The sequence below is a fragment of the Pseudoalteromonas sp. NZS127 genome, from assembly GCF_015864805.1.
GTDB classification, from domain to species: domain Bacteria; phylum Pseudomonadota; class Gammaproteobacteria; order Enterobacterales; family Alteromonadaceae; genus Pseudoalteromonas; species Pseudoalteromonas nigrifaciens.
On the sequence record NZ_JADYWN010000003.1, the window covers coordinates 162,830 to 175,429 of the forward strand.

9 protein-coding genes are annotated in these 12,600 nt (G+C 41.0%); 6 read left to right on the top strand and 3 right to left on the bottom strand.

All coding sequences use genetic code 11. The annotated features are described in order from the left end of the window. Positions 1 to 13: 13 nt before the first annotated feature. From nrdA to ubiG, 3 genes are all read right to left on the bottom strand, one after another. A complete protein-coding gene (nrdA, locus tag I6E78_RS04295) occupies positions 14 to 2,296 on the bottom strand; it encodes a class 1a ribonucleoside-diphosphate reductase subunit alpha (protein ID WP_011328098.1) in 2,283 nt (760 codons plus the stop codon). A gap of 412 nt (positions 2,297 to 2,708) precedes the next feature. Then, positions 2,709 to 3,389: an HAD family hydrolase gene (locus I6E78_RS04300; protein WP_197182030.1), complete on the bottom strand. Its 681-nt coding sequence runs from the start codon at positions 3,387 to 3,389 to the stop codon at positions 2,709 to 2,711. Further along, on the bottom strand, positions 3,389 to 4,099 hold the full coding sequence (gene ubiG / locus I6E78_RS04305) for a bifunctional 2-polyprenyl-6-hydroxyphenol methylase/3-demethylubiquinol 3-O-methyltransferase UbiG (RefSeq protein WP_086996055.1): 711 nt from the start codon (positions 4,097 to 4,099) through the stop codon (positions 3,389 to 3,391). Before ubiG ends, I6E78_RS04300 begins: the two co-directional genes overlap by 1 nt. 177 nt (positions 4,100 to 4,276) lie before the next feature. Between ubiG and gyrA the strand changes: the two genes are divergently transcribed. The 6 genes from gyrA (at position 4,277) to ihfB (ending at position 12,590) form a co-directional block, all read left to right on the top strand. Continuing rightward, positions 4,277 to 6,976, top strand: coding sequence for a DNA topoisomerase (ATP-hydrolyzing) subunit A (gene gyrA / locus I6E78_RS04310; RefSeq protein ID WP_197182031.1), 2,700 nt, complete (start codon positions 4,277 to 4,279; stop codon positions 6,974 to 6,976). 324 nt (positions 6,977 to 7,300) lie between these two features. After that, on the top strand, positions 7,301 to 8,383 hold the full coding sequence (gene serC, locus I6E78_RS04315; protein ID WP_197182032.1) for a 3-phosphoserine/phosphohydroxythreonine transaminase: 1,083 nt from the start codon (positions 7,301 to 7,303) through the stop codon (positions 8,381 to 8,383). Beyond that, entirely contained in the window at positions 8,383 to 9,660 is a 1,278-nt protein-coding gene (gene aroA, locus I6E78_RS04320) for a 3-phosphoshikimate 1-carboxyvinyltransferase (protein ID WP_197182033.1), read from the top strand. Before serC ends, aroA begins: the two co-directional genes overlap by 1 nt. Before the next feature lie 105 nt (positions 9,661 to 9,765). Further along, positions 9,766 to 10,476, top strand: a complete 711-nt coding sequence (gene cmk, locus I6E78_RS04325; RefSeq protein ID WP_058373333.1) for a (d)CMP kinase — start codon at positions 9,766 to 9,768, stop codon at positions 10,474 to 10,476. A 95-nt stretch (positions 10,477 to 10,571) separates the two neighbouring features. Further along, complete coding sequence (rpsA, locus tag I6E78_RS04330) at positions 10,572 to 12,239, top strand: 30S ribosomal protein S1 (protein WP_011328105.1); 1,668 nt, start codon at positions 10,572 to 10,574, stop codon at positions 12,237 to 12,239. A 63-nt stretch (positions 12,240 to 12,302) separates the two neighbouring features. Then, positions 12,303 to 12,590 carry an integration host factor subunit beta gene (ihfB, locus tag I6E78_RS04335; protein ID WP_011328106.1) on the top strand — a complete coding sequence of 96 codons (288 nt, stop codon included), beginning with the start codon at positions 12,303 to 12,305 and terminating at the stop codon, positions 12,588 to 12,590. Positions 12,591 to 12,600 lie beyond the last annotated feature (10 nt).

Consider the following 12,600-nt stretch of genomic DNA (forward strand, 5'->3'; position numbering starts at 1 on the left):
AAAAACTCAAAAATTAAATTTTACATGCGCCGCCTGCGCAATCATCATCTTCAAGATCCGGTGTATCTTCTTGTGCATCAGATGCACCATCGCGGGTATTGTGATAGTACAAGGTTTTAACACCCAGTTTGTAGGCGCTAAGCAAATCTTTTAATAAGACTTTCATCGGTACACGACCGCCTTCAAACTTACCAGGATCATAATTTGTATTGGCCGAAATAGACTGGTCAATAAATTTTTGCATTATACCCACAAGTTGTAAGTAACCATCGTTTGAAGGAATATCCCACAGTAACTCGTAGTTATCTTTTAAACGTTCATATTCAGGTACAACTTGCTTTAAAATACCGTCTTTACTCGCTTTAACGCTAATATGTCCACGTGGTGGCTCAATACCGTTTGTTGCGTTAGAAATTTGCGACGATGTTTCTGATGGCATTAGCGCACTTACCGTTGAGTTACGCATACCGTGCTCTTTAATGCTGGCACGTAATGCATCCCAATCAAGGTGCAGTGGCTCATCACAAATTTTGTCAAGATCTCGCTTGTACGTATCTGTTGGCATTATACCTTGAGAGTAGGTTGTTTCGTTAAACTTAGGACATGCACCACGTTCTTTAGCAAGCTCGTTTGATGCTTTCATTAAGTAGTATTGAATTGCTTCAAATGTTTTGTGCGTAAGTGCATTTGCGCTGCCATCTGAATAACGCTTACCGTTTTTAGCTAGGTAGTATGCGTAGTTAATTACGCCTATTCCTAGAGTACGACGACCCATAGTGGCATTTTTTGCAGCCGGTACAGGGTAGTCTTGAAAATCAAGTAAGTTATCTAAAGCGCGTACAGCAAGCTCAGCTAATTCTTCAAGTTCATCTAGTGACTCAATAGCCCCTAAGTTAAACGCAGAAAGTGTACATAGCGCAATTTCGCCTTCTTCGTCGTTTACGTTATCCAACGGCTTAGTTGGTAATGCAATTTCTAAACATAAATTAGATTGACGAATAGGTGCCACTTTAGCAATGAACGGGCTGTGCGTATTACAGTGGTCAACGTTTTGTAAGTAAATACGACCGGTACTTGCACGCTCTTGAGCAAACATTGAGAACAGTTCAATGGCTTTAATGCGTTTTTTACGAATTGATTCGTCTTGTTCGTATTTTACGTAAAGCGCGTCAAACTCGTCTTGGTCTTCAAAAAATGCATCGTAAAGGCCTGGCACATCAGAGGGGCTAAACAAGGTAATGTAGTCGTCTTTAATTAAACGCGAGTACATTAGTTTATTAAACTGCACACCGTAATCTAAATGACGCACGCGGTTGTCATCAACCCCGCGGTTATTTTTAAGCACTAACAGGTTTTCTACTTCTAAATGCCAAAGCGGGTAGAACAAGGTTGCTGCGCCGCCACGTACACCACCTTGCGAACAGCTTTTAACCGCTGTTTGAAAGTGCTTATAAAAGGGAATACAACCCGTATGATACGCTTCGCCATTGCGAATATGGCTGCCCAGTGCACGAATACGACCTGCGTTAATACCAATGCCGGCACGTTGCGATACGTATTTAACAATTGCAGACGAGGTAGCGTTAATAGAATCAAGGCTGTCGCCACATTCAATTAATACACACGAGCTAAACTGGCGTGTTGGGGTACGCACACCTGCCATAATTGGCGTAGGTAATGAAATTTTAAACAATGAAATCGCATCGTAAAAACGTTTTATATACGCAATACGTGTGTCGCGAGGATAGTCAGCAAATAAGCTAGCAGCGACTAAAATATATAAAAACTGTGCGCTTTCATAAATCTCACCGGTTACACGGTTTTGAACTAAGTATTTACCTTCAAGCTGTTTAACCGCAGCATAACTAAAGTTAAGGTCGCGGCTGTGATCTAGGTATTCGTCTAATTCGTCAAGCTCTTGCTCTGTATAATCTACCAGTAAATGAGCGTCGTAGCGTTTGTCGCCAACCATTTTTGTTACATGATCAAATAAACGTGGTGGCTCAAATTGGCCATACGCTTTTTTACGTAAATGGAATACAGCTAAACGTGCAGACAAATACTGATAATCAGGAGATTCTTTTGAAATCTGATCGGCTGCAGCTTTAATGATGGTTTCGTGAATATCTTTAGTACGAATACCGTCGTAAAATTGAATGTGTGATTTTAATTCAACTTGCGAAACCGAAACGTTATTTAACCCTTCGGCGGCCCATTCAATAACGCGATGGATCTTGTCAAGATCAAGTGGCTCTTTACGGCCGTCACGTTTGCTTACAGATAACTGTTGGTTCATAGTTTTGCCTGTATTCCTTGGAAATTAAGTATTTTGACCAATGATTAATACTCCAAAATAACAGAGTATCTATTCATTTATTATTGTTTACACCAATTCAGGCGATTTTATTGAATAACATTTAGCCACAATATCTGGTGTTGTTCAAATTAGAGATCACAAGATAGTGTGGTCCGCGTTGTTTTGCAAGGGACAGAATTGCCCCTAATTGTGGATAACGTCGGGATAACACATTTGTGTTAGTAAGCATTAACCTTCGAACATTCGGTTAAGTTGAAATTTACAAAAATCAACTAAGGATCTACTAAATTTACGCTTTTTAAAAATATATTTTGACTGCTTTTTTTATCAGCAGGCTTTGTGTGAAAACTAACACAATCACAATATATAGTGTTTAATAATTAACATAGCACTATATATGGTTAAAACCTTCAATAGGGCTTTGCCAATTAAAATCGGCCTGCCAGCTCAAAACTTCGGTTAAGTTAGGCACGTAACCCCAAAGAGCAGTTGCGGTGTGCATACCCGCCGCTTTACCTGCTTGAATGTCACGCAAAGCATCGCCAATGTACAAGCAGCGATTTGGCGCAACGTCCATTAGCTTGGCACAATGCAGTAAAGGTAAAGGCGAAGGTTTAGCTTCAGCTAAAGTATCGCCACTAATAACCACACAGGCATTTTTTAAAGCAGGGATCGCGGCCACTAAAGGATCGGTTAAAAATCCGGGTTTGTTAGTCATGATCCCCCATTTGATGTTTTTTCGCTCCAGTTCGATAAGTAGTGGCTCAATACCAGCAAAGCACGTGGTGTGTTTGGCTATGTTAGCCGCGTAAGCGTCAATTAATTGCTTAACGAGTTGTGCTTGTGGTTGCTCAACCCATTTATCTTTAAAGCCGACTGCTAACAAGGCTGCTGCGCCATTAGATGCAGCAGCGCGATATATCTCACGACTTACTGTATCTAATTGCTGTGAACGCAGCACGGTATTTAAAGCTGCACCTAAGTCATCAGCGGTATCGAGTAAAGTGCCATCTAAGTCAAATAAAAAAGCATCGTACTCTATAGTAGGTGACGTTGATTGAGAGCTGGCCATTACGCTAACTTCTCAAAATGCAGAATATAATTTACGCTTACGTCGGTATTAAGCGAGTACTGCTTAGATAATGGATTATAAGATAACCCAGCACTGGCGCGCACTTTTAAACCCGCTTGTTCAGCCCAGGCAATTAACTGTGCTGGTTTAATAAACTTTTTGTGATCGTGAGTACCTTCAGGCACCATTTTTAATAGCTTTTCTGCACCAATAATGGCGTACAAATAGGCTTTAGGAGTTTTATTAAGTGTTGAAAAAAACACATCAGCACCGGGTTTTGCAAGCTCTGCAACAGCATGAATAATAGAAGCCGGATCGGGTACATGCTCCAGCATTTCCATACAGGTTACTACATCAAAGCGAGCAGGGTGCTCGGATGCGTATTGCTCAGCAGGTACTTTAATATACTCTACATGTACGCCTGTCTCTAGGCTGTGTAATTTAGCAACAGTTAAAGGCTCTTGCCCCATATCTATGCCGGTTACCTTTGCCCCCATGCGCGCCATGCTTTGGCTTAAAATACCGCCGCCACAACCTACGTCTAGTGTTTCTTTGTCAAATAAACCGCCAGTTTTATTGGCTATAAAGTCTAAACGTAAGGGGTTTATTTCGTGAAGCGGTTTAAATTCCCCGTCTAAATCCCACCACCGCTCTGCGATGGCCTCAAATTTTGCAATTTCTGCGTGATCTACATTTTGATGTTCGGTCATAAAATACTTCCTCGTCAATCTGGGGGCATTATATAGGGCTAAATTGGTAAATCGCAAAGTTTTGCGCCTGTAAATCTAAATAAATTGTGGTAGCATGTTTCTTTAGCAATAATAACAAATTCTCTTGATACCTAATAGTGGGTGTTTAAGAGCTGATACTGAAGGAATGTGATATCAATGACTGATCTCGCCCATGGCATTCTGCCAGTCAATATTGAAGACGAGTTAAAAAACTCCTACTTAGATTACGCAATGAGCGTAATTGTAGGACGTGCATTACCAGACGTGCGTGATGGCTTAAAACCTGTTCACCGCCGCGTTTTGTTTGCAATGAACGAGCTTAGTAATGATTGGAACAAGCCTTACAAAAAATCGGCACGTGTTGTCGGTGACGTAATCGGTAAATACCACCCACACGGCGATAGTGCTGTTTACGACACTATAGTACGTATGGCACAGCCATTCTCACTGCGTTATATGCTAGTAGATGGTCAAGGTAACTTCGGTTCGGTTGATGGTGATTCAGCAGCGGCAATGCGTTATACAGAAGTACGTATGGCAAAAATGTCGCATGAATTATTAGCCGATCTTGAAAAAGAAACGGTTGATTTCGTTCCTAACTACGACGGCACTGAGCAAATCCCTGACGTTTTACCGACCAGAGTTCCTAACTTATTAGTAAACGGTTCATCGGGTATTGCGGTAGGTATGGCAACAAACATTCCACCTCATAACTTAACTGAAGTGGTAAATGGCTGTTTAGCACTCATTCAAAACCCTGAATTATCTATTTTAGAGTTAATGGATTATATCCCGGGCCCAGATTTTCCAACTGCTGCAATTATCAACGGTAAAAAAGGCATAGAGCAAGCCTATTTAACTGGCCGTGGTAAAGTGTACATGCGTGCCCGCGCTGAAATAGAAGTAGATGAAAAAACGCATCGTGAAACTATCATTGTTCACGAAATACCTTATCAAGTTAACAAAGCGCGCCTAATTGAAAAAATTGCCGAGCTGGTTAAAGATAAAAAAATTGAAGGTATTAGTGCGCTGCGTGATGAATCAGATAAAGACGGTATGCGTATCGTTATTGAGATTAAACGTGGTGACGTAGGCGAAGTTATTTTAAATAACTTATATGCGCAAACGCAGTTACAAACTGTGTTTGGTATGAATATGGTTGCGTTAATTAACAACCAGCCTAAGTGCTTTAATTTAAAAGAAATGCTTGAAGAGTTTATTATTCACCGCCGTGAAGTAGTAACTCGTCGTACTGTTTTTGATTTACGCAAAGCGCGTGACCGTGCACATATGCTAGAAGGCTTAGCAATTGCACTTGCAAACATTGACCCAATTATTGAGCTTATTCGTAATTCACCAACACCTGCTGAAGCAAAAGTTGCTTTAACAGCGCGCTCGTGGGAATTAGGTAACGTAAAAGCCATGCTTGATAAAGCAGGCGAAGACAACGTTGCACGCCCAGATTGGTTGGCTGCTGAGTTAGGTATTCGCGATGGTCAATACTTTATTTCTGAGCAACAAGCCCAAGCAATCCTAGATTTACGCTTACATAAGCTAACGGGTTTAGAACACGAAAAGATTCTAACTGAATACCAATCGTTATTAGATTTAATTGCTGAGCTATTATATATTTTGGCAACACCAGAGCGTTTAATGGAAGTTATTCGCGATGAGTTAGTTGAAATTAAAGCGCAATATGGTGATGAGCGTCGTACTGAAATTAACGCCGCAGCACACGATATTAGCCTTGAAGATTTAATTACCGAAGAAAACGTAGTAGTAACGCTTTCTCACGAAGGTTATGTTAAGTATCAGGCTCTGTCTGATTACGAAGCACAGCGTCGTGGTGGTAAGGGTAAATCGGCAACTAAGATGAAAGATGAAGATTTCATTGAACGTTTATTAGTTGCTAATACGCACGATACTATATTGTGTTTCTCAACGGCTGGTCGTTTATATTGGCTTAAAGTGTATCAGTTACCACTTGCAAGTCGTGCAGCGCGCGGCAAACCAATTGTTAACTTATTACCACTTGAGGCAGATGAGCGTATTACCGCTATATTGCCAGTACGCGAGTACGCAGAAGATAAATACATCTTTATGGCAACCGCATTTGGTACAGTGAAGAAAACACCACTAACGGCATACAGTCGTCAACGTGCAAGCGGTATTATTGCGGTTAACCTAAATGAAGGCGATAGCCTAATTGGTGTTGATGTTACCGATGGCAGCAACGAAATTATGTTGTTTACCGATGCAGGTAAAGTAGTACGCTTTAAAGAAGCTGAAGAAACAACGGTTGTTGATGAAAACGGTAATCCAGTATTAGATGAAGAAGGTAATCCTGATATTCGCTTCAAAGGTGTTCGTCCTATGGGCCGTACAGCTACAGGTGTTCGTGGTATTAAAATGCCTGAAGGACAACGCGTAGTATCGTTAATTGTGCCTAAAACAGATGGTGCTATTTTAACCGTGACTGAAAACGGCTACGGTAAACGTACTTTACTTGAAGACTACCCAGCGAAGAGTCGTGCGACTCAAGGTGTGGTGTCTATTAAAGTAAGTGAGCGTAACGGTGCGGTTGTAGGTGCTGTACAAGTTGACGATAACGATGAAATAATGATTATTTCAAATCGTGGTACCTTAGTACGAACTCGCGTTAATGAAGTTTCTACGGTTGGACGTAACACGCAAGGTGTTATTTTGATCAGAACTATTGACGAAGAGCAAGTAGTTGGTTTACAACGTATAGAAGAGATTGAAGTTACCGAAAGTGACTTAATCGATATCGAAGACGTCGAAACAGTTGATACGGTTATTGATGAAGTAGCGGATGATAATCCTCCTTCAGAATAATTGAGATTAAAAAAGCGGCCTTGGCCGCTTTTTTTAATCGTGTTGAATAAAACTAATATTAATAATACTGCGCAATAAAATAATTATTACAATAGCAAAAAGACTCAATTGCAAGACGTTAATTTATATATATAGTTGTTCTCAGTAATTGTTTTATATTGCTCTGTTGGCTGCATTAATGCAGCCTTATAGGTAATGAAAGCTTAAATTCTATAAGCGAGAATATAGCCTGCTTAATGATCATAGCTTTAATTTAATGTGTATAACCTGATTAAATAGTAATCGGGTGTTTAGTTTTTTAATTACTGGAATGAGGAAAAGGTAATGAGTAAGTATAACTTTTGTGCGGGGCCGGCCATGTTACCGCCAGCAGTAATGAAAAAAGCACAACAAGAATTTATAGATTGGCAAGGTTTGGGTGTATCGGTGATGGAAATGAGTCACCGTAGTAAAGAGTTTTTAGCGCTCACAAAAAAATGTGAAGCGAGCCTGCGTCGTTTAATGAATATTAGCGATGAATTTGAAGTGCTGTTTATGCATGGTGGCGGTCGCGGTCAATTTAGTGCTGTGCCATTAAATTTACATCAGGAAAATAAATCAGCGGTTTACTGCGAAAACGGCGTTTGGTCAAAAAGTGCAACGGATGAAGCAAATAAGTTTACCCAAACTACTGCTATTGATGTACGTAACGATACCGATGGTCAGTTCTCGATTAAAGCAGTGGCTGACTGGCAATTACCAGCAGATGCGTCGTACATTCACTATTGCCCTAACGAAACCGTTGATGGCTTAGAGATTTTTGATGTACCGAGTCATCCAACAGCGCCAATTATCGCAGATATGTCGTCAACTATTTTATCGCGTGAAATTGACGTTAATCAATTTGATTTAATTTACGCCGGCGCACAAAAAAATATAGGCCCTTCTGGCATTGCAATCGTTATTGTACGTAAAACATTACTAGCACGTGAAGGACTTCCTAAGCCAGGTATTTTAGATTATGCACTAGAGGCCAAGCAGGGCAGTATGTTTAATACGCCACCAACATTTGCATGGTATTTAGCGGCTGAAGTATTCCAATGGCTTGAGCAAAATGGCGGTGTAAAAGCCATGGAAGCACAAAATATTGCAAAAGCTGAACTACTTTATAATTTTATTGATAATTCTGATTTTTATTCTAATAAAGTAGTTAAGCATAGCCGCTCGCGTATGAACGTCCCTTTTTGGTTAAATGACGAAAGTTTAAACAGTAAATTTGTTGCTCAATCAAACGAAGCGGGCTTGCTAGCACTCGAAGGCCATAGAATTGTAGGTGGAATGCGTGCCAGTATTTACAACGCAATGCCACTTGAGGGAGTGCAAGCGCTTGTTGACTTTATGGCTGCCTTTGCAAAGGAAAATAGCTAATGGAACAATTACGCTTAGAACCTATTTCGCGTGTTAATGGCAGCGTCACTCTGCCAGGTTCAAAAAGCTTATCAAACCGTATATTGTTATTGGCGGCATTAGCGAATGGCACTACTGTTGTTGAAAACTTACTTGATAGCGACGATATACGCCATATGTTAGGCGCATTACAATTATTAGGTGTTAACGTTAGTTTAAACCCAGAGCGAACAGTTGCTACTGTACAAGGTGTTGGTGGGGTATTTAAAACCCCAAGAGAGCCTTTGTTTTTAGGTAATGCAGGTACGGCTTACCGCCCTTTAACGGCTGTACTTGCCGCAGTTGCTGGTGAATATGAACTGATTGGTGAGCCACGCATGGAAGAGCGCCCAATAGGGCATTTGGTCGATGCGCTGCAAGCACTTGGCGGTGATATTACTTACTGCAAAAATAAAGATTACCCACCGCTTAAAATTATAGGTGGGCAAATTAACGGTGGTGAAGTTGCCATTGACGGCAGTATATCAAGCCAGTTTTTAACAGCATTACTAATGGCTGCACCACTGTTTAACGGCGATACCAAAATAACGATTAAAGGCACTTTAGTATCTAAACCCTACATTGATATAACCCTTGATGTAATGGCACGCTTTGGAGTAGAAGTTGAACATAGTAATTATGCAACTTTTACCGTTAAAGGTGGTCAACAGTACCAGTCACTTGATCGCATTATGGTTGAAGGCGATGCGTCTTCTGCATCTTACTTTGTAGCCGCAGCTGCAATTGCCGGTGGCGAAATTGAAATTAAAGGTGTTGGTGCTAAATCGGTGCAAGGCGATATTGGCTTTGCTAAAGTAATGGAACAAGTGGGTGCTAAAATAGATTGGTATGATGAGCGTTTAGTTGTTCGTAAAGGCGAGCTTAATGGCGTAGATATTGACGCCAATGCCATACCGGATGCAGCAATGACATTAGCCACTGTGGCACTTTTCGCTAAAGGCCCAACGGCTATTCGTAATATTTATAATTGGCGCGTAAAAGAAACCGATAGACTACACGCTATGGCAACTGAGCTCAGAAAAGTGGGCGCAGAGGTTGTAGAAGGGCACGATTTTATAGAAATCACCCCGCCTAAACACTTTAACGATGTGGCAATTGATACTTACGATGACCATCGCATTGCCATGTGTTTTGCTATGGTTGCCGTTGGTGGAAAGCCAATCACGATTAATGATCCTAAGTGTACTTATAAAACATTTCCGACATTTTTCAATGTATTAGCATCAGTTAGTGAGTAGGCTTTTGATGTTAATTGATAAAAAGTTACACACTAATAGCGATCTATTTAAATAACTGACGTATAATATTGCGGTTTACTTAGGTGTGCATTGTAGGAGGTTTAAATGCAGGCGTTATTAATGCCCGTGATCACCGTAGATGGCCCAAGTGGTTCAGGTAAAGGAACTGTTTGTCGCTTGTTAGCCGAAAAGTTGGGATGGGATGTACTTGATAGTGGCGCAATTTACCGCGTTTTATCACTAGCAGCACTTCACCATCAAATCGCATTAGATAACGAAGATGCATTAGTTCCCTTAGCTGCTAACTTAGATGTGCAGTTTTTGGTAGATAGTCAAACTAGTGCAGGAAAGATTGTTTTAGAAGGTGAGGATGTAAGCACCACAATCCGTAACGAAGAAGTAGGCGCTGCAGCATCAAAAGTAGCAGCACTACCTCGCGTACGTGAAGCGTTATTACGTCGCCAACGCGCATTTAGAACTGAACGAGGTCTAATTGCTGATGGTCGCGATATGGGCACTGTGGTTTTTAAAGATGCACCGCTAAAAATATTTTTAACCGCCAGTGCACAAGAACGCGCCAAACGACGTTTTGTTGAGTTGAATGCTCGCGGTCTTAATGTTACACTGAGTGGTCTATTAAAAGACATTCAAGAGCGTGATGATCGCGATATGAATCGTGCCGTTGCGCCACTTGTGCCTGCAGAGGATGCTATTGAGCTTGATACTAGCGAGCTTAATGCACAGCAAGTATATGATAAGGTATTAACTTTATTGGATGCGGCTATCTCTGAAGGTCGGCTTCCTAAACGAAGCTAAACACATTTTATGCACCAGCAGGATGCCAGTGCTATTTTAACAACCCCATGCAGCATGGTTGCTTATTGGTATAATATATAGAGACGTATATTCGTATGTCAGAAAATTTTGCGCAGTTATTTGAAGAAAGCTTAAAGGGTTTTGAAGCAGAGCAAGGCTCTATCGTTAAAGGTACAGTAATCTCAATCGAGAACAACATTGTACTTGTAGATGCTGGTCTTAAATCAGAAAGTGCTATCCCTGCTGAGCAGTTCAAAAATGCTGCTGGTGAACTTGAAGTTGCTGTTGGCGACGAAGTAGATGTTGCACTAGATGCAATTGAAGACGGTTTCGGTGAAACTATCCTTTCTCGTGAGAAAGCGAAGCGTCACGAAGCGTGGATCCGTCTTGAGAAAGCATGTGAAGAGCAAGAAACTGTTACTGGTGTTATCAACGGTAAAGTTAAAGGCGGTTTCACAGTTGAAGTTGATTCAATCCGTGCTTTCCTACCTGGTTCACTTGTTGATGTTCGTCCAGTACGTGACACAACTCACCTTGAAGGCAAAGAGCTTGAATTTAAAGTAATCAAGCTTGATCAAAAACGTAACAACGTTGTTGTTTCACGTCGTGCAGTTATCGAATCTGAAAACTCACAAGAACGTGAAGAGCTTCTTGCTAACCTTGTTGAAGGCCAAGAAGTTAAAGGTATCGTTAAGAACCTTACTGACTACGGTGCATTCGTTGACCTTGGTGGTGTTGATGGTCTACTACACATTACTGATATGGCGTGGAAGCGTGTTAAGCACCCTTCAGAAATCGTTAATGTTGGCGACGAAATCGCAGTTAAAGTTCTTAAATTCGACAAAGATAAAACTCGTGTATCTCTAGGCCTTAAACAGCTTGGCGAAGATCCATGGGCAGCTATCGCTGGTCGTTACCCAGAAGGTTCTAAACTTTCTGGTCGTGTTACTAACCTTACAGATTACGGCTGTTTCGTGGAAATCGAAGAAGGCGTTGAAGGTTTAGTTCACGTTTCTGAAATGGATTGGACTAACAAGAACATCCATCCTTCAAAAGTTGTTAGCCTTGGCGACAGCGTTGAAGTTATGGTTCTTGAAATCGACGAAGAACGTCGTCGTATTTCTCTTGGTCTTAAGCAATGTATTGCTAATCCTTGGCAGGAATTTGCTCGTCTACAAAACAAAGGCGATCAAGTTACTGGTAAGATCAAATCAATCACTGACTTCGGTATCTTTATCGGTCTTGACGGTGGTATTGATGGTCTTGTACACCTTTCAGACATTTCTTGGAATACACCTGGCGAAGACGCTGTACGTGAATTCAAGAAAGGCGACGAAATCACTGCTATCGTATTGCAAGTTGACCCAGAGCGCGAACGTATCTCTCTAGGTGTTAAGCAAATCGAAGCTGACCCATTCAATAACTACCTTGATGCAAACAAAAAAGGTGCTATTGTTAAAGGTAAAGTGACTGAAGTTGATGCTAAAGGCGCAACTATTGAACTTATCGAAGGCGTTGAAGGTTACATCCGTGTAGCTGATATCGCTCAAGAGCGCGTTGAAGATGCAACTACTGTTGTTTCTGTAGGCGACGAAATTGAAGTTAAATATGTTGGTGTTGATCGCAAGAACCGCACTTTAAGCTTATCTGTTAAAGCTCTTTTCGAAGCTGAAGAGAAAGAAGTAATAGAAAAGCTTAAGAAAGACGAGCCAGTGTTTGAAAACGCAATGGCTGCTGCTTTCGCAAATGCACAAAAAGACTAATTAATCAGTCTTCAATTGGAAGGGCAGTTTATGCCCTTCCATTATTTCTTTTAAGGAAATGCTATGACTAAGTCAGAACTGATAGAAACACTTGCACAGCAACACGCACACGTTCCAGTGAAAGATGTTGAGAATGCAGTAAAAGAAATTCTTGAACAAATGGCCGGCTCATTATCTTCTTCAGATCGTATTGAGATCAGAGGTTTTGGTAGTTTTTCTTTGCATTACCGTGCTCCACGTACTGGTCGTAACCCTAAGACTGGTGAAACAGTAGAGCTAGATGGTAAACATGTACCACATTTTAAACCAGGTAAAGAATTACGTGATCGTGTAAACGAGAGCATTGCCTAGTTAACTTATT